This is a genomic window from Pseudomonadota bacterium, assembly GCA_030859565.1.
Taxonomy (GTDB): Bacteria; Pseudomonadota; Gammaproteobacteria; order JACCXJ01; family JACCXJ01; genus USCg-Taylor.
This window is the reverse complement of sequence record JALZJW010000062.1, coordinates 1-21938: the sequence shown is the minus strand read 5'-3', so window position 1 is coordinate 21938 and position 21938 is coordinate 1. Positions and strand designations below refer to the sequence as shown.

27 protein-coding genes, 1 tRNA gene, 1 other RNA gene and 2 pseudogenes are annotated in these 21938 nt (G+C 60.3%); 18 read left to right on the top strand and 13 right to left on the bottom strand.

Annotated elements, in window-relative coordinates:
• Window positions 1-493: type II toxin-antitoxin system VapC family toxin (locus M3436_10785; GenBank protein ID MDQ3564594.1), on the top strand; the 493-nt coding region annotated here is incomplete at its 5' end.
• 176 nt (window positions 494-669) lie between these two features.
• Window positions 670-970: pseudogene (locus M3436_10780) on the top strand (subtype I-E CRISPR-associated endonuclease Cas1).
• A gap of 830 nt (window positions 971-1800) precedes the next feature.
• Here M3436_10780 and M3436_10775 read toward each other — a convergent pair.
• From M3436_10775 to fur, 4 genes are all read right to left on the bottom strand, one after another.
• On the bottom strand, window positions 1801-2409 hold the full coding sequence (locus M3436_10775; GenBank protein ID MDQ3564593.1) for a phosphatase PAP2 family protein: 609 nt from the start codon (window positions 2407-2409) through the stop codon (window positions 1801-1803).
• A gap of 165 nt (window positions 2410-2574) precedes the next feature.
• The gene (locus M3436_10770; GenBank protein ID MDQ3564592.1) at window positions 2575-3474 is read right to left on the bottom strand and encodes a diiron oxygenase; all 900 of its coding nucleotides are present in this window, start codon (window positions 3472-3474) and stop codon (window positions 2575-2577) included.
• A 74-nt stretch (window positions 3475-3548) separates the two neighbouring features.
• Window positions 3549-3624 (bottom strand) — tRNA-Thr (locus M3436_10765).
• Between the two features lie 61 nt (window positions 3625-3685).
• Complete coding sequence (gene fur, locus M3436_10760) at window positions 3686-4120, bottom strand: ferric iron uptake transcriptional regulator (protein MDQ3564591.1); 435 nt, start codon at window positions 4118-4120, stop codon at window positions 3686-3688.
• 186 nt (window positions 4121-4306) lie between these two features.
• Here fur and M3436_10755 point away from each other — a divergent pair, with 186 nt between their 5' ends.
• Window positions 4307-4825: an outer membrane protein assembly factor BamE gene (locus tag M3436_10755; GenBank protein ID MDQ3564590.1), complete on the top strand. Its 519-nt coding sequence runs from the start codon at window positions 4307-4309 to the stop codon at window positions 4823-4825.
• A gap of 18 nt (window positions 4826-4843) precedes the next feature.
• On the opposite strand, the gene M3436_10750 is transcribed toward M3436_10755, so the two are convergent.
• Both M3436_10750 and M3436_10745 read right to left on the bottom strand, forming a co-directional pair.
• Window positions 4844-5149, bottom strand: a complete 306-nt coding sequence (locus M3436_10750) for an RnfH family protein (protein MDQ3564589.1) — start codon at window positions 5147-5149, stop codon at window positions 4844-4846.
• Window positions 5127-5573, bottom strand: coding sequence for a type II toxin-antitoxin system RatA family toxin (locus M3436_10745; protein ID MDQ3564588.1), 447 nt, complete (start codon window positions 5571-5573; stop codon window positions 5127-5129). The genes M3436_10750 and M3436_10745 overlap by 23 nt, the downstream gene beginning before the upstream one ends.
• 154 nt (window positions 5574-5727) lie before the next feature.
• Here M3436_10745 and smpB point away from each other — a divergent pair, with 154 nt between their 5' ends.
• The 3 genes from smpB (at window position 5728) to M3436_10730 (ending at window position 7123) form a co-directional block, all read left to right on the top strand.
• Window positions 5728-6198: an SsrA-binding protein SmpB gene (smpB, locus tag M3436_10740; GenBank protein ID MDQ3564587.1), complete on the top strand. Its 471-nt coding sequence runs from the start codon at window positions 5728-5730 to the stop codon at window positions 6196-6198.
• A gap of 86 nt (window positions 6199-6284) precedes the next feature.
• Window positions 6285-6642: a transfer-messenger RNA gene (ssrA, locus tag M3436_10735) on the top strand.
• A gap of 265 nt (window positions 6643-6907) precedes the next feature.
• Entirely contained in the window at window positions 6908-7123 is a 216-nt protein-coding gene (locus M3436_10730; GenBank protein ID MDQ3564586.1) for a hypothetical protein, read from the top strand.
• A gap of 169 nt (window positions 7124-7292) precedes the next feature.
• Here M3436_10730 and M3436_10725 read toward each other — a convergent pair whose 3' ends face one another.
• Window positions 7293-7715 carry a multidrug transporter gene (locus M3436_10725; protein ID MDQ3564585.1) on the bottom strand — a complete coding sequence of 141 codons (423 nt, stop codon included), beginning with the start codon at window positions 7713-7715 and terminating at the stop codon, window positions 7293-7295.
• Between the two features lie 266 nt (window positions 7716-7981).
• Between M3436_10725 and M3436_10720 the strand changes: the two genes are divergently transcribed.
• Both M3436_10720 and M3436_10715 read left to right on the top strand, forming a co-directional pair.
• Window positions 7982-9298 (top strand): tryptophan 7-halogenase, encoded by a 1317-nt coding sequence (locus tag M3436_10720; GenBank protein MDQ3564584.1) that lies wholly within the window; start codon window positions 7982-7984, stop codon window positions 9296-9298.
• A gap of 126 nt (window positions 9299-9424) precedes the next feature.
• Window positions 9425-10441 (top strand): hypothetical protein, encoded by a 1017-nt coding sequence (locus M3436_10715; GenBank protein MDQ3564583.1) that lies wholly within the window; start codon window positions 9425-9427, stop codon window positions 10439-10441.
• On the opposite strand, the gene M3436_10710 is transcribed toward M3436_10715, so the two are convergent.
• From M3436_10710 to M3436_10695, 4 genes are all read right to left on the bottom strand, one after another.
• Entirely contained in the window at window positions 10438-11238 is an 801-nt protein-coding gene (locus M3436_10710) for a pseudouridine synthase (GenBank protein ID MDQ3564582.1), read from the bottom strand. The two genes, M3436_10715 and M3436_10710, sit on opposite strands and share 4 nt — an antisense overlap.
• A 196-nt stretch (window positions 11239-11434) precedes the next feature.
• The gene (gene scpB, locus M3436_10705; protein MDQ3564581.1) at window positions 11435-12034 is read right to left on the bottom strand and encodes an SMC-Scp complex subunit ScpB; all 600 of its coding nucleotides are present in this window, start codon (window positions 12032-12034) and stop codon (window positions 11435-11437) included.
• Entirely contained in the window at window positions 12031-12858 is an 828-nt protein-coding gene (locus M3436_10700) for a segregation/condensation protein A (GenBank protein ID MDQ3564580.1), read from the bottom strand. Before M3436_10700 ends, scpB begins: the two co-directional genes overlap by 4 nt.
• An 18-nt stretch (window positions 12859-12876) precedes the next feature.
• Entirely contained in the window at window positions 12877-14052 is a 1176-nt protein-coding gene (locus tag M3436_10695) for a tryptophan--tRNA ligase (GenBank protein ID MDQ3564579.1), read from the bottom strand.
• A gap of 274 nt (window positions 14053-14326) precedes the next feature.
• Here M3436_10695 and M3436_10690 point away from each other — a divergent pair, with 274 nt between their 5' ends.
• The 7 genes and pseudogenes from M3436_10690 to M3436_10660 all read left to right on the top strand — a co-directional run bounded on the left by M3436_10690 (window position 14327) and on the right by M3436_10660 (window position 18594).
• Window positions 14327-14887, top strand: coding sequence for a septation protein A (locus M3436_10690; protein MDQ3564578.1), 561 nt, complete (start codon window positions 14327-14329; stop codon window positions 14885-14887).
• A gap of 2 nt (window positions 14888-14889) precedes the next feature.
• On the top strand, window positions 14890-15189 hold the full coding sequence (locus tag M3436_10685) for a YciI family protein (GenBank protein MDQ3564577.1): 300 nt from the start codon (window positions 14890-14892) through the stop codon (window positions 15187-15189).
• Window positions 15190-15477, top strand: a complete 288-nt coding sequence (locus tag M3436_10680; protein ID MDQ3564576.1) for a BolA family transcriptional regulator — start codon at window positions 15190-15192, stop codon at window positions 15475-15477. It abuts the gene before it with no gap.
• A complete protein-coding gene (locus M3436_10675) occupies window positions 15455-16300 on the top strand; it encodes a site-specific DNA-methyltransferase (protein ID MDQ3564575.1) in 846 nt (281 codons plus the stop codon). Before M3436_10680 ends, M3436_10675 begins: the two co-directional genes overlap by 23 nt.
• A gap of 229 nt (window positions 16301-16529) precedes the next feature.
• Window positions 16530-16901 carry a type II toxin-antitoxin system Phd/YefM family antitoxin gene (locus M3436_10670; protein MDQ3564574.1) on the top strand — a complete coding sequence of 124 codons (372 nt, stop codon included), beginning with the start codon at window positions 16530-16532 and terminating at the stop codon, window positions 16899-16901.
• On the top strand, window positions 16898-17284 hold the full coding sequence (locus M3436_10665; protein ID MDQ3564573.1) for a PIN domain-containing protein: 387 nt from the start codon (window positions 16898-16900) through the stop codon (window positions 17282-17284). Before M3436_10670 ends, M3436_10665 begins: the two co-directional genes overlap by 4 nt.
• 320 nt (window positions 17285-17604) lie before the next feature.
• Window positions 17605-18594, top strand: a pseudogene (locus M3436_10660) (ATP-binding protein).
• Between the two features lie 413 nt (window positions 18595-19007).
• Here the strand turns inward: M3436_10660 and M3436_10655 are convergent.
• The gene (locus M3436_10655; GenBank protein ID MDQ3564572.1) at window positions 19008-19400 is read right to left on the bottom strand and encodes a type II toxin-antitoxin system VapC family toxin; all 393 of its coding nucleotides are present in this window, start codon (window positions 19398-19400) and stop codon (window positions 19008-19010) included.
• Window positions 19397-19636, bottom strand: a complete 240-nt coding sequence (locus M3436_10650; protein ID MDQ3564571.1) for a type II toxin-antitoxin system prevent-host-death family antitoxin — start codon at window positions 19634-19636, stop codon at window positions 19397-19399. The genes M3436_10655 and M3436_10650 overlap by 4 nt, the downstream gene beginning before the upstream one ends.
• A gap of 456 nt (window positions 19637-20092) precedes the next feature.
• Between M3436_10650 and M3436_10645 the strand changes: the two genes are divergently transcribed.
• The 3 genes from M3436_10645 to dapE are packed head-to-tail and all read left to right on the top strand — an operon-like array spanning window position 20093 to window position 21878.
• Window positions 20093-20338, top strand: coding sequence for a BolA family transcriptional regulator (locus tag M3436_10645; GenBank protein MDQ3564570.1), 246 nt, complete (start codon window positions 20093-20095; stop codon window positions 20336-20338).
• A gap of 25 nt (window positions 20339-20363) precedes the next feature.
• Complete coding sequence (locus M3436_10640; GenBank protein ID MDQ3564569.1) at window positions 20364-20735, top strand: site-specific DNA-methyltransferase; 372 nt, start codon at window positions 20364-20366, stop codon at window positions 20733-20735.
• A 9-nt stretch (window positions 20736-20744) separates the two neighbouring features.
• Complete coding sequence (dapE, locus tag M3436_10635; GenBank protein MDQ3564568.1) at window positions 20745-21878, top strand: succinyl-diaminopimelate desuccinylase; 1134 nt, start codon at window positions 20745-20747, stop codon at window positions 21876-21878.
• Window positions 21879-21938: the final 60 nt, after the last annotated feature.

The window sequence follows — 21938 nt, the reverse complement described above, 5'->3', positions numbered from 1 at the left end:
TACGCAAGCGGGCTCGATCGGTCGCCGGTGCGGCGGCCGATTGGGTGCGCGAAGACCGCGACCGGCATCGATGAGGATCGTCGTCCCCGACGCTTCAGTGTTGCTCAAATGGGTGCTGCCTGCCGAACGGGAAACGTATATCGAGCAAGCATTCGCGCTGCGAGATGCTTTCGTCGCCGGACGCTGCCGCCTTCTTTTGCCGTCCCTATGGATCTATGAGGTAGGTAATGTCCTCGCGCTCAAGCGCCCACGGCGTGCGGTTGAAGCGCTCAATCTCTTGGTCGCTTTCAAATTTGAGTTCGCCGAACCCGACGATGCTTGCCGAAACAAGGCGTTCGAGTTGACGGAGCACTTCGGCGTTTCGTTCTACGACGCCGCCTACCATGCGCTGGCTACGGTGAACCACGGTGTGTTCGTCACCCCTGACGATAAGTATCTGAGGAGGGTCGATCCCGCTGCGTACGTGATATCGCTTAAGGACTGGCGGCGCTGATGCACGGCTGCCATTCGATCGCGGTGAGAAGCAACGCATCACCTGCTCTGCCGATCGGTCCGAAAGGTTCCATCGCCGGCACGACGGTTTTCGCCTTGAACCAAATGCATGACGCTATCGCCGCCCGAAGCGCGGCGAATGAGCATCTCTAATCCTGTGCTCCGCCGCTCAAACCAATTCCGATCAAGGAGCGTTTGTCGATCCTCTACATCGAGAAAGGAAATCTCGATGTGCTCGATGGCGCATTTGTCGTTGTCGACAAGAACGGCGTTCGCACGCACATCCCTGTGGGTGGCGTGGCCTGCTTGATGTTGTAGCCCGGCACCCGCGTATCGCACGCCGCGCGCGCACTAGCGGCGCGCGTCGGCACTCTGCTCGTTTGGATTGGAGAAGCGGGAGTGCGTCTGTACTCCGCGGGGCAACCGGGCGGCGTCCGCGCGGATCGGCTCCTTATATCAGGCAAAGCTCGCGCTCGATGCCTGTTCCCCGCACGCGCGGGGATGAACCGGCCGCAAGCTAACCCGACTTCAGCAACTCGTTCTTGGTTTTGACGATAGTGGGTATCTACTTCACCCCACCGGCTTCTGGATGTGCCCCCTTTTGGTGGGAACCGAAGCAACTAACCACAACATATAGATCCAGGTGGGGCTAAGTGGATACGCACTTTGACGATTTTCCAGGGGCCTGGAATCGTAAGTGGCCGATGGGCCAAGGCTGTAACTCTGCTTAGCGGCAAAAAGTGCGTGTAGTGCCGACCTCGCCTCTTGATCGGGTGCATTTTCCTCGACAATGGTGGGATGTTCTTGCGCGCCAAGATCCGCGTCAAAGACGGGAAACCTCACCGTTATAGGAGCATTGTCGAAATCGACGCACGAAGGATCGCAGAGTAGTACAACGCCAAGTCTTGTACTTGGGCGAGATCAACGATAGTCAACAAACAGTCTGGTGCAAGACGATCTCGGGGTTCGAATCACCCCGGCCCACAGCATTTGCCTCATAGTGCAGATCTTGGCTTGTAGTGACGACCTTTTGAGGCCGCTTTAACAATATCAATGGATTACCCTTTCGCCAACCCCCGAGTTGCGAAAGTCGGGTTAGAACCAATTTTCAAAATGGCTGCGCGGGCGTGATCCGGCGTCGGGCGGTGCTCGGAATCCTCACATGCTGCCGTGCATGCTCCGGTTGCTCGTCTCATGCTTGAGACTCGCCCCTCCGGGGCTCCCGCTCCGTCCCGTTCCCGACGAAACGGTCCTGCGCTCCGTCCTTACCCGCCTGACACCCGCTCGCAGCATTTTGAAATGAGGTTCTTAGAACAAGAGATGACTGATGGGCCATGCCACGATATAACCGAGCAATACGCCGAGAAGCAGATCGCTCGGATAATGATGCGCGACGGCGATCCGCGCCCATCCGATCAGGGCTACGATCGGGAACAATACGCCAGCGGTGTCGGGCAGCGTAAACACGATCGGGACCGAAAGCGCCATCGCAGTCATGCAATGGCCGCTCGGACAAGAATACCGATCAAGCGGCCGCACCTCGGAAGTGAGGTTCAGCACGCGATCCATTGGGCGCAACCTCGCGATATACGCCTTCATCACCGGGTAGATGACATGCGTTATCCCGAGCGATAACAACGCGGCAAAGATTATCAAGGCCGCGCTCCACCCCTGATAGATCGACAAAGCAACCCCGTACAGGACGAACAGCCAACCGTTGCTGAGGTGGTTAACCGCCCTCGCTAGGGCGCGCAGGCTGCCTCGACGCGCGGCGTCCACCTGCCACAGTACGATCGCTATTTCCTTGTCATGCAGCCATTCTAAAACAGCCCGCAGGCGGGCGTGCTGTTTCTCGCCCTGCCGGACCGCCAAGATCTGGGCTGAGATCCGCTGGGTTAGACTGACTGGCTGATGCATTTCCTGTCTTCAAGACGACGCGATGCGTCAAATACTGTAGCTAAGCGCCGATGATTATGAAATCCCCGCGTCGCAAGCAGCGCGTGCGATCGGCGGCCCACAGATCACCCCAAGGCTCTTTAGCACTCGCGCGCCCTTCCCTGTCCCGAGCGTTCTAGCGAAGATTTACCGGACTCGGCAGTAGCTTGGCACCCAACTGCGCTCTAGGAGCGCCGGCCGGACTCCGTTGTAGTCGAAAGCCAACCCCTCCGCGATCATCGCGTCAAGGTTAAAAAGCAACCTGCTTTCCGGGAGATCGCGAAAGAACAGGCGGTACATCGGACGCACGATCAAGCGCGCGAACCTAATCCCGATGGGGCCGATAAAATTTCGCCGCTGGCCCACATGCGCGAGCTCGTCCACCATTATTTCGTGCAGCAATTCCCGCAGCCGGTCGCGGGCCTCCGGTTCGTCGGCGAGAATTGCGTCGAATGCGTTTTCCAAATGGTGATAGAACGTCAAACCCATCAGCTCGGTGACAAAGGCGGGCGCGTTCATTAGCTCACCGGGCAGCCGGGCAAAAAACTGATAGAACCAGCGTTGGGCCCAACCGAGCGGCTCCCATTCGACAGCATCAAGATGAAAGGTACGAAACATCTCATAAAATAGGCGCGCGTGACAGAATTCCTCTGCCAGATGCACGCGGCTGATCCGTTGCGTCAGATTCTTGGTCTTTGCCATCGCGGGGATGACATCCCACGCGGCTTGGATGCCGACCCACTCGTGGCGGGCGAACTTATAGATACAGGTCAGCAACAGCGTTTTGCGGTCGAGGGCTTCAAGGGGATCGATAAGTTTCTTATAGTTGCGATAAAAGGCCGACGGTTTACATAACGGTTGCCGCGAACGCACCGGATTGTCCTTGAAATACCCCAAGCGCGCCCGTTTCTCCGTAAGATCCTTATCGTCTTCGAGCAGATCGCCCCCGTGGCGGGTCGTAAACCCCCAATAATTCTCGAAGTTGCGACGCCGATCCTCGGCAGTGGTTGGGGAAAAAATCGAGCGGTATTTCTTGTTGCGTTCCATAATGGCTCGTTAGTTTTCTAGGTTATTGATCGACTAACGCATTAATCAAAGAACCCGTCCGGCCGGGGTCTTAGTGGAGCTGGCGAGAGGATTCGAACCCCCGACCCGCTGATTACAAATCAGCTGCTCTACCGACTGAGCTACGCCAGCGAGTACATAGGGCGGCGATTCTAGGAATTCTAGCGCGAAGGATCAAATACCGGTATACCAGTCACGGCTCACGGGATTGCCCCTCTTGGCATTTTTGGCAGACCCCATAGAGATACAACGCGTGATCGGTAATCGAGAATCCATGGTGATGGGCGATATCGACCTGCCGGTCCTCGATAACGTTGTCCACGAATTCGACGATTCTGCCGCAGCGTACGCATACCAAATGATCGTGATGCGTTCCTTGATTCAACTCGAAGACCGAATGCCCACCCTCGAAATGATGGCGCGTGACCAGCCCCGCCCCTTCGAATTGGGTCAACACGCGATACACCGTGGCCAGACCCACGTCTTCCCCGGCATCCAGCAGGGCCTTGTACACGTCCTCGGCACTGAAATGCCGGCGATCGCCGGTCTCGAGGATATGCAGTATGCGTAGCCGCGGTAGCGTCGCTTTAAGCCCGGCTTTCTTGAGATCTTGGGTTTCCAGAGTCATATCGTTGCTGAGTGGCGGACCGGCGCAGACCACCAACAGCCTATGGAGCGCTTGGCCTATAGCGAGCACGCCCGTCCGGCCGCCAGTATACCTATTATCGATGGATTACTGTATAAGGGTGGCGGCGCGTAGCAATGGCGGATAAAATAGCTACAAACTATTCTCAACAAAAGGGGGAGTCTGTCCATGCGTACTTTTCGCACCTTAGCCCCGCTCTGCTTAGCGTTGTTGCTTGCCTCTTGCTCCAGTGGGATGCTGGAATCGCTTCGCGTGCCGTTGGTTTATCGCGTCGATGTGCAGCAGGGAAATGTCGTCACTCAGGAAATGCTGGCCCAACTCGAGGCGGGCTTGGATAGGAACAAGGTCCGTTATATTATGGGGACACCCCTGCTGGCGGATGTCTTCCATCAGGACCGCTGGGACTATGTCTACACCCAACAAAACGGCGGCGACACTCCGGCCCAGCGGCGGGTATCCTTATATTTCGAGAATGATCATCTGGCTCGCATCGACGGCGATGTGAAGGCCGCGCGCGCGCCGCTTATCTACACGCCGCGCCAAGAGGTAACCATTCAAGTCCCCGGCGAGCGGAAACGGAGCTTGTTCGAGCGCTTGCTGGCGGGCATCGGTTTAGGCGAGGACGACTCGGACCGTGTCGCGGACCAGGTCAACAAAAAAGAGGAAATCGAACTCGCCACGCACTAAAACCGCCCTGGCCTGCCGTCATCGGAATGATTTAGTTTTCCTTTTCCGGCGCGCCTCCTTAGGATCAAGCACCAAGGGGCGGTAGATCTCGATCCGATCTCCGCTTCGAGGACAATAGTCCAAGGCACGGGCTTGGCCGAAGATACCAACCCCTTGGCGCCGCAGATCGATGCCGGGATAGCGATTCAGGATACCCGATCGTTGGATGGCTTCCTGTATCGTCGTGCCATCCGGTACGGATAACTCTACGATGACTTGCTCCTCGCGCGCAGCATAGGCCACTCGGATCGCGATCGCGGCGCTAGCGTTGCCGCTTGTTTCCATAGCGTTCCTCGGCACGGCGGCAAAAAGCATCCACGAGCGAGTTGGCCAATTGATTGAAGATTTGGCCGAAGGCGAGGCCGAGTACCCCTTTCGCCAGCTCGAAGTGCAGGTGCAAGGAGACCTCGCATCCTTGCGGACCGATGGGCTGGAACAGCCAGGTGCCGTTGAGGTGTTGAAACGGCCCCGCCTCTAATTTCATATCGATGCGACGGCCCGCCTGCAGTATGTTCCGGGTGGTAAAACTCTGCTGGAGAGCGCCCTTGGCCAAACACAGCGTGGCGCGCACCGCGTGCGGATCGCGGGCAAGCACCGTCGCGGCGGTACACCAAGGCAGGAATTCCGGATAAGATTCGATGTCATTGACCAGATCATACATCTGCTCGGCCGTATAGGGGGCCAAGGCGCTTCGATTAATACTGCTCATCGCCGCTCATCAAGCCGTTCATCCATGAGTGATATTAATACGAATGCAGCCAGGTTTATAAGTACGCGCTGGTCCCAACGCGGTACGCGTAGTCATGCCGAATCGCGGCCGCGGTGCTTATTATCGACGCCTGCCGCAATGGCGGCTCACCGTTATGAAAAAAGCAAAAATTTCTGAAAATACGATCACCCTCAACAAGAAGGCCAAGCACGACTACTCCATCGAGGAGCGATTCGAAGGCGGACTCGTGCTCGAGGGATGGGAAGTCAAAAGCTTGCGCGCCGGACGCATCCAGATCCGCGATAGTTATGTCTTACTGAAAAACGCGGAAGCCTGGTTATTCGGGGCTCTCATCACGCCCTTACCCACGGCTTCGACGCACATTCACCCCGATCCCCAGCGAACCCGCAAGGTATTATTGAATCGCAGCGAGATCAACCGCTTGATCGGCGCCGTGGAACGCAAAGGCTATACGGCCGTCGCCACTGCCATGTACTGGAAGCGCGGGAGAGCCAAACTGGAGATCGGACTGGCCAAAGGTAAGAAGGAACACGACAAGCGGGCCGCCGAAAGAGACCGGGATTGGCGGCGCGAGCAAGAACGGGTTTTGAAAGCGCGGGCGTAACTTCAAACATTGTCGCGCCCTGCGGACTGCTCCGGTTGCGCGTATAATGTAAACTTGTTGTAATTGAGATGGTCTTAGTTTCCCATGGGGGCGACCTGGCTTCGACGCGGGTCACAAAACCTAAGGGGCATGCCGAGGCGCAGCACACCTCGTAAATCCAACTGCAAACCAATATAGTTGCCAACGACGACAACTACGCCCTAGCGGCTTAATCCCCGCTAGCCTCTGACTGAGTCCCGTGCTTGTGCGCTCAACTCAGAGGCCGACTCTCACAAGCTCGCGATGAAGCCTGCCCGAGGCAGATTCGCTAAAACCTAATCGGGCCCGCCGCCGGTAATTCCTGCCACTCGGAAGACCGGCGGTTAAATTGAAGATCTGGCTACGCATGTAGAACCGAGGGCGGAGGACTTGCGGACGCGGGTTCGATTCCCGCCGCCTCCACCATTCACCAAAGGCCAACCGTTCTCGGTTGGCTTTTTTTGCCAGGCGCAACAGGCGCTAGCTTCCCGCCTGGAAGAAGAAGTTCGTCCGTACGCCGTGTAAGAAGACGGTTGCACACGCTGACTATGCCGGAATTTTGAAACGTCGCTTAAAACAGATAGGGGTAGTGGTGCGTTCAGAAAGCTCAAGTCGAGACCGTCCTTGAGGAAGCGCTCAGCGCTGGGTGCAGGCCGCTTGCTTAATGAATCTGTGCGCCGGATAATTGGGTATGACATCTACAATCGGCCACGCGCCGGAGAAACCCGGTATGCACGTCAGGGAATTGTCCGAGGGTGATCGCCATCGTTTGCTAATGCATTTCCTCGCGCTTGACGCGAGCGCCCGGCTGTTGCGTTTTGGTATTGTCTTCCCCGATGAACTGATTACCACCTATGTGCAACAGAACCTCAAGATGGTTTCAAGAAGATGGTGTGGTGATTACTGATCCGATTCAAAAGAGGCGGTTTATGTACGGGACCATGGTAGATATCACCGGCCGCAAGGCGGCCGAAGCGTAGCTTCACGCGCTACCTCCCGCGGCTAGGCCACTTTTCTCGCGTTAACTACGGTCAGGTCATGCAAAGGGAAGAAGAAACCGTGGTCCCAACGCCGCGTCAGCGCGTTTCTTCGGCACCTCCAGGAGTCCTGCTGAGCGCCCCCGAGGACTCGGGGTACAAACACCCTAAGCAACGCTGGAAGGTGTACCAAGCCGGATCACGGACGAGGATACGGGCAGCCTCATCGGCATTACCACCGAGCAGGCTAAACGGCAATGTCGCGATATAGATACCGGCGCCGATCGCCGTGGCCGCGATCCCAAGCGGCCGCGCCAGGAGGCCGTCGGCGGCCATGTAATCGGCTTTCGTCGATGGATTGGCGTAACCGGAGTGAAACCGCCGTCCGTAATTGTATTGATAGGCACCGCCACCCAGCTCGGCCACGTGGTCGGCCCGGGCCACCCGCGCCGTGGGGAAAGGCGCGGCCGCGCATGCCGCCGCGATGATATAAGGCCATAGACGAGATGAGAATTTCAGCATATCAACCTCCGCGTATTGATTGGAAAGTACCAAACCATTCCACGAACTAGCATTATTGTAACCGTTAGGTTCCACTTTGGCGCGTCAATGCCGGTAAACCTATAGGCCACCCCTTGAGGCTGTATAAGGCACCAGCAGCGTGCGCCATCTTCAAGAGACAAAGCCCGTTACGCTACACTAGTATAGCGCGGATGAACCCCGGTGGCGCGCAGGCCGAATCTCAAAAAAACGCTGTCGGGCCCGTTTCCCGTTCTCCGGAGAAACATATGACCCATGCTATCGGTAACCCAACTACGAATCTAAGCCGTTGCGATGTGCTGGTCATCGGCGGCGGTCCCGCCGGTTCAGCGGTGTCCGCCCTGCTGGCCGAACAAGGCTGGCACGTGGAGGTGCTGGAGAAAGACCAGCACCCGCGCTTCCACATCGGCGAATCCCTCCTGCCGCAAACCCTGCCCATGCTGGAGCACCTCGGGGTCTTGGCCGAGGTAGAAGAGATCGGCCTGCGAAAATACGGAGCCGAGGTCGTATCCCACGACCGCTCACGCACGGTCTATTTTGGCCGCGCGATGGGTGGTGCCCGGCCGTACGCCTATCAGGTGCGGCGGGCGGATTTCGATCGCATCCTGTTTGCGAATTGCGCGGCCAAAGGCGCGCGTACCCATACCGGTGTCCGGGCGCGGCAGGTGGAATTTCGTCCAGGACGGACCGCGCTCGTCCACGCGCAGAATGGGCAAGGACAGGCCCGAACCTGGGAGGCGCGCTTCGTCGTGGACGCGACCGGCCGTGACACCTTCCTCTCCGGCCAGTTAGGGGGCAAACGGCGCAACCCGCACCATAACAGCGCCGCGATCTTCAGCCACTTCGAGGGCGTGCGCCGGCTTAGCGGGCGCGACGAAGGCAACATCAGCATCGCGTGGTTCGAGCACGGCTGGTTCTGGGTCATTCCCTTCAAGGATGGGATCACGAGTGTCGGCGCGGTGTGCTGGCCTGCCTATCTCCAGAGCCGTCAGACCGATCTGGACCAATTCTTATGGGACACGATCGCGCTTTGCCCGCCGCTTGCGGAGCGCATGCAACACGCCAAACTCGCCATGCCCGCGCACGCGACCGGCAACTATTCCTATCAGCGCGCCACGATGAGGGGCGAGGGCTATATCATGGTGGGGGACGCCTTTGCCTTTATCGATCCGGTGTTCTCGAGCGGGGTCCATCTAGCGCTCAATAGCGCCACGCTCGGCGCACGGGCAGTGGATGCCTACCTGCGCGCAAGCCCGGAGTATCCGGCCCGGTTGCGCACGTTCGAACGCAGCGTGCGCTGCGGTGTCCGGACCTTCTCGTGGTTCATTTACCGCTTCACCCAGCCGGCCTTCCGGGAGCTTTTCATGTCGCCGAACAGTTTCTTTAAAATGGAGGAAGCAGTGTTGTCCATTCTGGCCGGCGACGTGTTCCAGAATCGCCGCGCGGCCTTGCCTATTCTGTTGTTCAAGTTGAGTTATTATCTGGTCTCACTCAAGGATATCCGGCGCAATTGGGCGGCCTTCCGGCAGCGCATGGAAGGCATCCCGGCCCCCAAGACGGCCTAACAGGAGGACGATAAACTGCTAGGACCAAGAAAGGCGAGCGTGGTAGCGACCGGGCAGGACTCTGCCGCGGCCAGCCGTGTGCCGTTGGTTCGATGTCCAAAGCCCGCGGCAAGCGAGGTTCTACATGTGGGCTACGTGGACAGCGAAGGGGTGCAGGCGGCGCTGCAGCACCGGCTCCGTTTTCCTCTCGCCCGGATAGATTATGGTGATGGCCGGCCGCCCGAAGCGGCGGGTCCCTGGCCGCTCGTGCGCCTCAAGCTGCCACAACTCCAAGCGGCCCCGCTCACCGAGGTTTGGACCAGCGGGCTTCCGGTCCAATATTTACATCACGATGGTCTTTGGCTCGCCGCCAACAAAGAGATCCTGTTCGGTTATTTCGAGGAGCACGAATCGGCAGGGCCCACGCTCTCGGGGCTGATCCAATCGGCCTATCGCCGCATTTTGACGCACACTCGCCGCGCCGGTTATGCCCACTTGCTACGCATGTGGAACTATCTGCCGGAGATCAATGAGCTCTCAGACGGTTTGGAGCGCTATCAGCAGTTTTGTATTGGCCGGCATCAGGCACTGGTGGACGAGCGGGTGGAATTCCACCACGGCCTCCCCGCGGCGACGGCGGTGGGCACCGGACCGGGACCGGTACAGATTTATTTCTTGGCCAGCCGGCAGGAGGGTATTCAGATCGAAAACCCGCGCCAGGTAAACGCCTATCACTACCCGCGCCGCTACGGCCCCAAGAGTCCGTCCTTCGCCCGTGCGAGCTTGCTGTCCTCGGAGTCGGGCAACCATCTCTTCATCGCCGGGACAGCCAGCATAGTCGGCCACGCCAGCCGCCATGGCGGCCATCCCTATCGACAGACCGTCGAGACCCTGGACAACATCGAAGCAGTGATCGCATCGGCCCTGGTTGCGCACCCGGAGTGGCATGGGGGGAACCCCACGTCCAAAGCGACGCTCTTGAAGGTGTACGTGCGCCGTCCTGAACACCTTCCGGCCATCGAAAGGGCACTCGCCGATCGGCTCGGATTGGTACCCCGCTGCCTGTTCCTGCGGGGCGATATGTGCCGCGGCGCATTGCTGATGGAGATCGAGGGAATCGTGAGCTTCGCGGATGCCGAACCCGTGGGCCCGGGCGAGCGTTAACATTCCGAAAGCCGCTCGACCTCGCGCCCATCGATCTCCCACCACTCACCCGCTTGCTTATCACGCGGCAGTAGGACGTTGCCATAGCGGATCCGGATCAGACGGCTCACACTCAGCCCCTGCGATTCCCACAAGCGGCGGACCTCGCGCTTGCGGCCTTCGCGCAGGACCACGTGAAACCAGCGGTTCGATCCCTGACCGCCGGCGGCGGTTACCGATGCAAAGCGGGCCCGGCCATCATCGAGTTCGATACCCTGCGTGAGGCGCTCGAGTCGCGCCCCATCGACCGCGCCGAGCACCCTGACGGCATATTCGCGTTCCAGCGCGAAGGACGGATGCATCAGGCGGTGCGCTAAGGCCCCGTCGTTGGTGAATAGCAGGAGGCCGCTCGAATTGAGATCCAAGCGGCCGATGCTGATCCAATGCCCGGCTACGGGCAGACGCTCGAAGACCGTGGGACGGTCCCCGCGCTCATCGCGGGTGCTGCAGAGGACACCCGCGGGTTTATAGTAGGCGATGACTCGGCGCCGTGGCGGAGCGCGGCGGGCGGCGGGAACGGTTTGCCCATCAATACGAAGCTCGTCGCTCGGGCTGGCGCGGTCGCCCGGTTGGGCAATCCGCCCGTTGATCCGGACACGCCCCGCGGCAATCCACGTCTCGATGAGCCGCCGCGATCCCAAACCCGCGCGCGCGAGCGCCTTCTGCACGCGCTCGGGCGGCGCTGCGGCGGTTGCGCGCGTCCGCAGCCGCGGGGCCTTCGCGGCAGTTCTTCCTCGGCGGGCTTGCGATTCAACCATACGATCCCGGCCCCTAGTGTATTGTCTCTGATATAGCTATACAGTCACCACTCTGTCGATACCCCCTTCGTCATTCCCGCGAAAGCGGGAATCCAGCGTCTTTTGTGGATTCCGGGTCTCCGGCGCTTCGCACCTTCGCCCGGAATGACGGGGCAAACGCAACCAGTTATTTACGAGATACTACACTAGCGCTCAATCATTCCACCGTTTCTCGCTCCAATTCCGCCTCGATTGTGAGTGCCAACTGTAGCTGCTCCGTGCCGGTCGGCTCGCCAAGCAGGGGTAATTCCGAGAGGTGCCTGAGGTTAAAATACTCTAAAAACTGCGGGGTCGTGGCGTAAACGGCGGGCCGCCCCGGGACATCGCGATGGCCCGCCAAGCGCACCCATTCCCGTTCGAGCAAGGTCTTCAGGGTCCCGGTGCTGACGGCGACCCCGCGCAGCGCCTCGATCTCCCCGCGCGTGATCGGTTGCCGGTAGGCGATGATCGCCAGCGTTTCGAGAAGAGCGCGCGAATAACGCGGCGGACGATCTTCCCATAGCCGATTGATCCAGGTCGAAAGGTCCGCGCGCGTCTGAACCCGGTACCCGCGCGCCACCCGGACTATCTCGATGCCGCGTCCGGCATAGTCCTCGGCGAGCGCGACGAGCGCGCGCTCGATATCGTCCCGAAGGGAATCGGGCGGCCCGTCCGGCTCGAACAGTGCCATCAGCCGCTCAACCGTCAGCGGCCGATCGGAAGCCATCAGCGCCGCCTCGACGATGTCCTTGATCACCGTAGCGTTCACAGAGCTCACGCCGCAGCTTTGATGTAGACCGGGGCCAGCGGCTCCGATTGCACGATATCGATCAGCGACTCTTTCATCAGCTCCAGGATGGCAAGAAACGTCACCACCGCCCCCATGCGTCCTTCCGCGAACGAAAATAGCTGGGTGAATTCCATGAACTCGCATTCCGCGAGCCGATCGAGCACCATCACCATGCGTTCGCGCACCGATAAGGGCTCGCGCTGTACATGGTGATGCGAAAATAATTGCGCCCGCGCCAGCACCTCGAAAAAGACCCCCCGCAGCGTATCGAGTCCGACCGCCGGGTGATGCCGCAGCGTCTGGCGATCGGCGATTTCGGGGGTAACGAGGTGCAGATCGCGCTCCAAGCGGGGCAGCGCATCGAGGTCTTCGGCGGCGCGCTTATAGCGTTCATATTCTTGCAGACGCCGCATGAGATCGGCGCGTGGATCGGCGCTTTCTTCCTCGTTCGGCACCGGCTTCGGTAGCAACATGCGTGATTTAATCTCGGCCAAGACCGCCGCCATTACCAAGTACTCGGCGGCCAATTCCAGCTTCACCACCACCATGAGATCGATGTAGCGTATGTATTGTTCCGTGATGCGCGCGATCGGAATATCCAGAATGTTAAGGTTCTGGCGTTTAATCAGATACAGCAGGAGATCGAGCGGGCCCTCGAAGGCTTCCAGAAAAACCTCCAAGGCATCCGGAGGAATATAAAGATCGGCCGGCAACGCGGTGACGGGCTGCCCGCGCACCATCGCGATCGGTGCGTCTCGCGCGCCGCGAAGCGCGATGCCGCTCGCGGTCTCCGCGCTCGAATCGGGCGCCATCCTGCTGTTCACGGACGATTAACGGTACACCACGGCCATCGCCTCGCGCACCTCTTCGATGGTGTCACGCGCAACATCGCGTGCGGCCTCGCAACCTTCGGCGACGATGGCCCGCACCGTATCGGGATCCTTGGCATACTCCTCGGCGCGTTCCCGGATCGGTGCGAGCTCCGCGAGTATGGTGTCAATCACCGGTTGTTTGCACTCCAGGCAGCCGATCCCGGCGTTACGGCATCCATCCTGGACCCAGGCCTTGACCTCATCGCCCGAGTAGACGGAGTGAAACTGCCATACCGGACACTTGTCGGGATCGCCGGGGTCTTGCCTGCGCACCCGCGCCGGATCGGTGCGCATGGTCTTGAGTTTTTGCACGATGGAATCCGGGGCTTCGCGCAGTCCAATGGTATTTCCGTAGGACTTGGACATTTTCTCCCCATCGAGGCCCGGCATTTTGGATTCAGGAGTGAGCAGCGCTTGCGGCTCGGGCAATATCACCCGGCCGCTGCCTTCAAGATAACCCAACAAGCGCTCGCGATCACCGAGCGCGATGTTATGTTGCGATTCCAGGTAGGCCCGGGCCGTCGCCAGTGCCTCGTTATCCCCTCGCTCTTGAAAACGCTTGCGCAGATCGAAGTACAGCTTGGCGCCCTTCTTACCCATCTTGCGCGCCGCTTCCTCCACCTTTTCCTTGAAATCCGGCTCCCGTCCGTAGAGGTAGTTGAACCGCCGCGCCACCTCGCGCGCAAATTCAATATGGGCCACTTGATCTTCACCGACGGGAACATGGCCCGCTTTATAGATTAAAATGTCGGCGGTTTGCAGCAATGGATAGCCGAGAAACCCATAGGTGGCGAGGTCCTTGTCCTTGAGCTTTTCTTGCTGATCTTTATACGTGGGAACGCGCTCGAGCCAGCCGAGAGGCGTAAACATCGCCAGCAGCAGGCTCAACTCCGCGTGCTCGGGCACTCGGGACTGGACGAACAGCGTAGCCTCCCCCGGATTGATGCCTACGGCGAGCCAATCGATTACCAGATCCCAAACCGAATCCGCGATGCCGCTCGGGTTCTCATACTCGGTCGTCAACGCATGCCAGTCAGCGACGAAAAAGAAGCATTCGTATTGATGCTGTAACTCGATCCAGTTCTTCAAGACACCGTGATAATGCCCAAGGTGCAGCATCCCGGTCGGGCGCATCCCCGACAAAACGCGATTCAGGCTAGGGCTCAAGGACAAGCTCTGGGCCCGTGGCGAGCAGGCAGCACGCGTTTCGGACCCGGGAAGGGCGGCCTCGCCAGCCGGCACTTCCAGCGGATATCCATGGATTTATCCTTATTTGGTCGTCGTCAACCACTCATTCAACCCCGCGAAACCGACTACTCATGCTATTGTTTCACGGATCTGACATCGGCGAATAGAGTCGCCGGGGAGTTTCCTTTATGATTATGCGAGTACTCATTTCGCACCTATTATGAAACTCCTCTTTGATCTAATTCCCGTCATCGTGTTTTTTACGGCCTTCAAGCTGGCCGATGACCCTCACCAAGGGGTTTTGACCGCGACTGCGGCCGCCATTGTGGCCACGCTCATTCAGGTACTCTATACCTGGATTAAGCACCGCCGCGTGCAACCCATGCTGCTGGTCACGCTCGCGCTGATTGTGATCCTCGGCGGCGCCACGCTGCTTTTACAAGACGAACGCTTTATCAAATGGAAGCCGACGGCGGTCAACTGGCTGTTCGCGATGGCCTTTCTCGGCAGCGAGTTTATCGGGAGCAAGAACCTGACGCAGCGCATGATGGCGGGGCATATGAATCTACCCGAGGCCGTCTGGACGCGCGTCAATTTGAGTTGGGTGATATTCTTTTTAGGCTTAGGGACCGCCAACCTCTATGTGGCCTTCAACTTCGCGACCGAAGTCTGGGTCAACTTTAAGCTTTTTGGTATGTTAGGCCTCACCTTGGTGTTTGTGTTCTTACAAGCGCTGTACCTCATGCGTCAAGCGGATTCCTTACACGGTAAGGAGCGCTAGCAGTGTATTACGCCATCATCGGTGACGATGCGAAGGATAGTCTCGACAAGCGTGCTAGCGCCCGCGCGGCGCACATCGCGCGCTTGCGGGTATTGCTGGATCAAGGGCGTGTCCTCATCGCCGGCCCGCACCCGGCGATCGATAGCGAGGATCCCGGCCCGGCCGGATTTACCGGCAGCTTGATCGTGGCGGAATTCGACTCGCTCGAAGAGGCGGAGACCTGGGCCCAAGAGGACCCCTATGTGGCTGCGGGGGTCTATCAACACGTCACGGTCAAGCCCTTCAAGAAGGTTTTCCCGTAAGTGTCTCATTCCGATCGGATCACGCGCGTGCGCCAGTGTCTGCATGCTGCACTCGATCCCGTGCGGCTTGAGATCGACGACGAGTCCGAACATCATCTCGGGCATGCGGGCGCGGCGAGCGGAGGCGGCCACTATACGGTCACGATCGTCTCGGAGCGATTCCGGGGCCTCGCGCCCATTGCCCGCCACCGCGCCGTTTATTCTGCCCTGGGTGGCCTCGTCGGCACCGACATCCACGCCATCAGCATCAAGGCATTGACCCCGGATGAAGAACGAACCAGCGGCTAGCGCGCCGTTTGAGGTGGGGTTCGACGCGAGGCCCGCCGCCGCCAGCCTCGCCTGGCGCTCACGCGATGACCGCTCGTTCCTCTATCATGGCGATCGCTCGGAGATCATGACGAAAATTCCGGATGACAGCATCGATTGCATCTGGACCGATCCGCCCTATTTTCTATCGACCGGCGGGACGACTTGTGTGGCCGGCAAACGCGTGCCGGTGGACAAGGGCGCTTGGGATCGCAGCCAAGGACTCACGGTAGACCACGATTTTAACCGTGGCTGGTTACGCGATTGCTACCGGGCCTTGAAGCCCGCTGGCACTATCTGGATCAGCGGTACGCTGCACGTCTACCTCTCGGTCGGCATGGCCCTGCTCGAAGAAGGATTTCGGATCCTCAATGACATCGTGTGGGAAAAACCCAATCCGCCACCGAATCTCGGCCGCCGCTGCTTCACGCACGCCACCGAGATCGTGCTTTGGGCCACCAAGGCCGCCAAGGGAAGCCCACACCGATACACCTTTAACTACGCCGCGATGCGGTCGGACAATGGCGGCCGGCAGATGAAAAACGTCTGGCGCATCGCCGCGGTCGGCCGAGCCGAAAAAGTGCATGGCAAACACCCTACACAGAAACCGGTTGCGCTCATCGACCGCTGCCTCAGGGCCAGCACCCAGCCGGGCGACCGGGTCTTGGACCCCTTCGCGGGAAGCGCATCGGCCGGGATCGCGGCATTGCAGCTCGGACGGACGTTCACCGGATGTGAGCGCGAGCGCGGATTTATCGACATCGCGGTACGGCGCTTAACGGTGGCCGACGCCGCGCTCCCCTGATAAGCCCACGCCGTGGACGCAAACGTAAAGCTAGCGATGGATCTCATCGCGCGGCGCTCGATCACCCCCGAGGATGGCGGTTGCCAAGCGCTGGGTTCCGCACCGTGCCGATGCTCGGGTCCTCGGTGTCGATTCGAACCGTCCGGCTCACCGGCGTTTCCTTGTTGTCGGCGACCGCTTTGGCGCAAGCTCTCTCCAGCCTCGATGAGGGGCGGGCGGCGGCACCGGGGTGGCGCTCCGTTGCCAGGCGAAAGGTGTCCCGAATCCAATAGTTGTTGATGAAGTAGCCTCCGGGGGCTACTATGTCGCGATGCGTGCCGTCGGGCTCAAGACCCTCAAGAATAAGCTCAGTGAATATGTCCGTCTGGCGGCGGGTGGAGAACGGGTGCTGGTGACCGACCGTGATCGCGTGGTGGCGGAGCTCGTGCCACCCAGTGCGGGGAGAAGCCTGTTACTCGCGGATGCGATCCTTGCCGAAGCCGTGCGCCGCGGCTGGATCACCCCGCCTGTCCTGCTGACCGCGGGGCCACCTCCCCGCGCGCCCATCGCGCCTTTCCACCAATTGATGGAGGAATTGTCGGAGGACCGCGAAGAGCGGTGATCTACCTCGATACCTCGGTGGCCCTGGCCCATCTCCTTGCAGAGGATCGCTCCCCGCCAGAAAGCCTTTGGGCACAGACGCTGGTTTCCAGCCGCCTGCTGGAATATGAGTTGTGGACCCGCGTCCATGCCCGCGGTCTCACCCACTCACACGGCGAATACGTCCGCACCTTGATTGGCCAGGTGGCCCTTCTGGAACTTGCGCCGCCGGTGCTGGCCAGGGCCTTAGAGCCGTTCCCCCACCCGGTTCGTACCCTGGATGCGCTGCACCTCGCCTCGATGGAGTTCCTCCGGGCCCAGGGTCAACCCGTGCAGCTCGCGAGCTATGACAAACGGCTGCTCGCCGCGGCGCGCGATCTCGACTTTGATCCAGTGGACCTTTGATGTCGCGTAGACGATGCGAACCGAAACGACGTTCTTAGCTCGGGAAGAGGATGGCGTACATTAGTACGCGTAGGTCGGGCAGGTATTCCCATGCCCGACATTCCCAGCTCGAACCCGGCAACGGTGCTGGATAAACGGCAGCGGCATCGCCCATCGGTTCCCCGGAAGGTTGGGCAACGCTGCGCTTATGCCCAACCTACTACTACTCTTGCTTCTATCCGAATTGTGGCGCCCGGCGCATGGCGGAGACCACCGCGTCCCGCAGTGAACGCACGGCCGGCTGCTTGCAATCGTGCATTTAGGATGCATAATTACACGCTATGGGCAGGACGTATCTCCCCCGCACGCTCGAACCCGTCCTCACTCGCGCGGCACGCGAGTTCCCGGCGGTGGTACTGACCGGGCCGAGGCAATCCGGTAAGACGACCTTGTTGCGGCAGCATTTCGCCCGGAGTCACAACTACCTCTCGCTGGAGCCGCCCGACGTGCGGGCGGCGGCAGCGGCCGATCCCCGAGGGTTTCTCGATCTCTGGGCGCCACCGGTTATCCTGGACGAGATCCAGTATGCGCCGGATCTGTTGCCCTATATCAAGGAGCGCATCGACGCGCAGTGCTCCCGTACAGGACAGTATCTCGTAAGCGGTTCACAGAACCTGCTGCTGATGCAACAGGTGGCCGAATCGCTTGCCGGTCGGGCCGCGGTTTTAAGGCTGTTGCCGCTGTCCAGGCGCGAGAGGGAAGGTAGGCCGGGAGCACCGCTATACTGGGAGAGGACCTCGCGGATCCGCGCCGAAACACCGCCCGAGGCGGGTTCGTTTTGGCGATGCGCGTTGGACGGTGGTTATCCGGAACTCGCGACCGATCCGAATCGAGACCGCTCTCTGTGGTTCGCGAGTTACGTTCAGACCTATCTTGAGCGCGACGTAAGGACGCTGCGCCAAGTGGGCGATCTGACTCAGTTCCAGATGTTTCTGCGTGCGCTGGCCGCGCGCAGCGCTCAGTTGCTGAACCTCACCGATCTCGGTCGCGATCTCGGATTGGCAATCAATACGGTCAAGGCGTGGGTGTCGGTACTCGAAGCATCGCATCAGATCGTGATTCTCAGGCCTCACTTTGCCAATGTTACAAAACGGCTGGTGAAAACACCGAAGGCCTATTTCACCGACAGCGGTATCCTGTGCCATCTCGCCGGCCTCAAGGACCCGGCGCATGCGGCCGCCGGCCCCATGGCTGGCGCGATCGCCGAAACGGTCATTGTCAGTGAGATTCTCAAGTCGTTCTGGCATCGCGGCGAAGAACCCCGCATCAGTTTCTGGCGCACCGCGACAGGCGAAGAAGTGGACGTGCTCGTGGAGACTGCGAAGGGGTCTCGTCCCCGTCGAGGTGAAGGCGTCAGCCACGCCTACACCGGCGATGGCTCAAAATATCCAGCGATTTCGCGATCGAGTATCCAACGTGCGTCAAGACGGATACGTGCTCCATACCGGCGACATCGTACTCCCGCTCGGGCAAGGCGTGACTGCGCTACCGTTCCGCCTTCTTTGAACAGCATCCGTAGCCCGTATGGAGCGCAGCGGAATACGGGGATTCCGATGCCCCGCCCATTCCCCGGATTCGATTGCATTCATCCGGGCTACCCTGGCTCCAAGTCTCCCTCCCTGGTCCGTGTTGCGTACGGCGGAGGCGGGCAACCGGTTTGTCAAGTACGCCGCGCGCAGCGCACTCAGGCTGCCTGTTTCACGGGTAATGTCGGTTCCAGCCGAGCCAGCTTCAGCAACCCTTCGTCCCCGGTCAGCAGCACCAGATGCTCGGTCTGTGCCGTGGCCAACAGAAGGCGATCGAAGGGATCCTTGTGTCCAAGTGGAACCTCGGGGGTGGCGATGGCGTGGACATCGGCGATGGGGAGAAGGGCGGCACCGGTATTTTGAATCTCATCACGGAAGATCTGAGGCGGGATCGGCAATTTTCCCAGGCGATGCTTGATGGCGACTTCCCAGATACTGGCCACCGAAACGACGCAGGACGAGGTGGCAATCAAGTCGCAGCAGCTGCGACTGAGGCGCGGACTTCCTACCAGCCACCAGAGGGCGACTTGGGTGTCGAGCAAGAGTCTCACGGGTCGTCCTCGATCATTCGTCCGATCTCCGCGTCGACTTCCGGCGTGAACGCGCCATCGATCTCGCCTGAGAACTTCTTGAGCCTCCCCCAGCCACCGAGCTTGCGTGGCTTGCTCATCGGAACCAGCTTGACCATCGGTTCGCCGTTGCGGGCGATAATGACCTCTTCACCCTCCAGTGCCGCTTTGACGAGCTTGGAGAGCTGGCTCTTGGCCTCCAATACATTGACTTGCATCGGCGTTCCTCCGTTCGCAATGGATTTCATCTTAGCATGCCTAGCCAGCTTAGCCAACGCGATCCCGTGCCGGGTGCGTCCCCCGATCGTGCCCTCCTCAAGAGGGTGTGTCCGAACCAACCGCGGCAGGCCACTCACCGTGCATTACCGGCCGCGCCAAGCGCCAGGTCCACCGGGGCGCGCTGGTCAATCGTAGGGTGTGCACCGCGCCGTTTGCTGTGCGCACGCGGATCATCAATCCGGCGCACCGTAGCCGCTCGGAAGCATCCCCGGCCCTTCCGAGTGCTCATCGCGCACCCGGCGATGGCTGGGCACGAAGCCGGTGATGCACACGAGGAAACATAGCGGAAGCCCGCATTGTGGGGGTCAGGACCACGGGATACGTAAAATGCTGCATGTCCACCTCCTAAAACAAATCTTTGTCTGACAGGCCAAGCTGCTTGAGCATACTGTGAAATGTACAAGTGCCCGCGCGGCGTATATCGCGCTTGCGGGTATTGCTGGATCAAGGCGCGCCAGAGTCTGGATGCTGCACTCGATCCGGTGCGGCTTGAGATCGACGACGAGTCCGCGCATCATATCGGGCATGCGGGCGCGGCGACCGGAGGCGGTCACTATACGGTCACGATCGTCTCGGAGCGATTCCGGGGTCGCGCGATGATCGCTCGTTCCTCTATCATGGTGGCCGCTCGGAGATTATGATGGACATTCCGGATGGCGGCATCGATTGCATCTGGACCGATCCGCCTTATTTTCTCTCGAACGGCAGGACTACCGATACACCTTTAATTACGCCGCGATGCGGTCGGACAATGGCGGCCGGCAGATGAAAAACGTCTGGCGCATCCCCGCGGTCGGCCGAGCCGAAAAAGTGCATAGCAAACACCCTACGCAGAAACTGGTTGCGCTCATCGACCGCTGCCTCAAAGTCAGCACCCGGCCGGGCGACCGGGTCTTGGACCCCTTCGCGGGAAGCGCATCGGCCGGGATCGCGGCATTGCAGCTCGGACGGACGTTCACCGGCTGCAAGCGCGATCGCGGGTTTATCGACATCGCGGTACGGCGCTTAGCGGTGGCCGCCGCCGCGCTCCCCTGGTAAGCCCGCGCCGTGGACGCGACCGTACAGCTCGCGATGGATCTCATCGCGCGGCGCTCGATCACCCCCGAGGATGGCGGTTGCCAAGCGCTGATCGCCGAGCGGCTCGCGCGCCTGGGTTTTCACATCGAGCCCCTGCGTTTTGGCGAGGTCGCGAACCTCTGGGCCCGCCGCGGCGACGCGCGGCCGCTCGTGGTGTTCGCGGGCCACACCGACGTCGTTCCCGCCGGTCCGCCGTCGGCTTGGCATAGCGATCCGTTTCAACCCGAAATTCGCGATGATTTCTTATACGGCCGAGGCGCGGCCGACATGAAGGGGAGCCTCGCGGCCATGGTCACGGCCACGGAACGCTTTCTGTCCGGCCACCGCGATCACCGGGGATCGTTGGCGTTTCTCCTCACCAGCGACGAGGAAGGCCCGGCGATTGACGGCACCGCGAAAGTGGTCGAAACCCTGCGAGCACGCGGCGAGACCATCGACTGGTGCGTGATCGGGGAACCGACCAGCGAGGAGCGCATCGCGGATGTGGTCAAAATCGGCCGCCGCGGCTCGCTGAGCGCCACGCTCCGGATTCACGGGGTACAGGGCCATGTGGCCTACCCGGATCGCGTCGTCAATCCCATCCATTCGGCCTTACCCGTACTCTCGGACCTTTTCAATACACGCTGGGACGCGGGCAATGAGCACTTCCCGCCGACCACGTTTCAAATCACCAATGTCCACGCCGGGACGGGCGTCGACAACGTCGTCCCCGCTCACATCGAGATCGCGTTTAACCTTCGCTTCTCTAACCACTGGAGCGCGAAGACGCTGAAGGAACGCATCCTCGCCGTCTTAAACCGCCACGAACTTCGTCATGACTGTGACTGGCGCGTCTCGGGTGAACCTTTTCTGGCCAAACAGGGGAAACTACTCGACGCCGTACTAAGCGCCGGGCGGGAGGTGACGGGACACCAGGCTGCGCTCTCGACCAGCGGCGGGACCTCGGACGGGCGCTTCATCGCGCCCGGCGGGACCGAGATCGTAGAGCTGGGGCCGGTCAATGCCACCATTCACAAGGTCAACGAAAGGGTCGCCGTAGCCGATCTGACGACACTCTCGGCGATCTATGCGCGCGCGTTGCAGCGGCTGTTATTGGAAGAGTAGATCGGGCCCTGGGTTCCGGTTTACCATGACGGATCATGACACGCCGGCTCCCTTTTGAAG

Bases quoted from the DNA above. Each gene is read 5' to 3' on its own strand.
- M3436_10775 (MDQ3564593.1), bottom strand. From the start codon at position 2,409: ATGCATCAGCCAGTCAGTCTAACCCAGCGGATCTCAGCCCAGATCTTG.
- M3436_10770 (MDQ3564592.1), bottom strand. From the start codon at position 3,474: ATGGAACGCAACAAGAAATACCGCTCGATTTTTTCCCCAACCACTGCC.
- fur (MDQ3564591.1), bottom strand. From the start codon at position 4,120: ATGACTCTGGAAACCCAAGATCTCAAGAAAGCCGGGCTTAAAGCGACG.
- M3436_10755 (MDQ3564590.1), top strand. From the start codon at position 4,307: ATGCGTACTTTTCGCACCTTAGCCCCGCTCTGCTTAGCGTTGTTGCTT.
- M3436_10750 (MDQ3564589.1), bottom strand. From the start codon at position 5,149: ATGGAAACAAGCGGCAACGCTAGCGCCGCGATCGCGATCCGAGTGGCC.
- M3436_10745 (MDQ3564588.1), bottom strand. From the start codon at position 5,573: ATGAGCAGTATTAATCGAAGCGCCTTGGCCCCCTATACGGCCGAGCAG.
- smpB (MDQ3564587.1), top strand. From the start codon at position 5,728: ATGAAAAAAGCAAAAATTTCTGAAAATACGATCACCCTCAACAAGAAG.
- M3436_10730 (MDQ3564586.1), top strand. From the start codon at position 6,908: ATGACATCTACAATCGGCCACGCGCCGGAGAAACCCGGTATGCACGTC.
- M3436_10725 (MDQ3564585.1), bottom strand. From the start codon at position 7,715: ATGCTGAAATTCTCATCTCGTCTATGGCCTTATATCATCGCGGCGGCA.
- M3436_10720 (MDQ3564584.1), top strand. From the start codon at position 7,982: ATGACCCATGCTATCGGTAACCCAACTACGAATCTAAGCCGTTGCGAT.
- M3436_10710 (MDQ3564582.1), bottom strand. From the start codon at position 11,238: ATGGTTGAATCGCAAGCCCGCCGAGGAAGAACTGCCGCGAAGGCCCCG.
- M3436_10700 (MDQ3564580.1), bottom strand. From the start codon at position 12,858: ATGGCGCCCGATTCGAGCGCGGAGACCGCGAGCGGCATCGCGCTTCGC.
- M3436_10695 (MDQ3564579.1), bottom strand. From the start codon at position 14,052: ATGCGCCCGACCGGGATGCTGCACCTTGGGCATTATCACGGTGTCTTG.
- M3436_10690 (MDQ3564578.1), top strand. From the start codon at position 14,327: ATGAAACTCCTCTTTGATCTAATTCCCGTCATCGTGTTTTTTACGGCC.
- M3436_10675 (MDQ3564575.1), top strand. From the start codon at position 15,455: ATGAAGAACGAACCAGCGGCTAGCGCGCCGTTTGAGGTGGGGTTCGAC.
- M3436_10650 (MDQ3564571.1), bottom strand. From the start codon at position 19,636: ATGCAAGTCAATGTATTGGAGGCCAAGAGCCAGCTCTCCAAGCTCGTC.
- M3436_10645 (MDQ3564570.1), top strand. From the start codon at position 20,093: ATGTACAAGTGCCCGCGCGGCGTATATCGCGCTTGCGGGTATTGCTGG.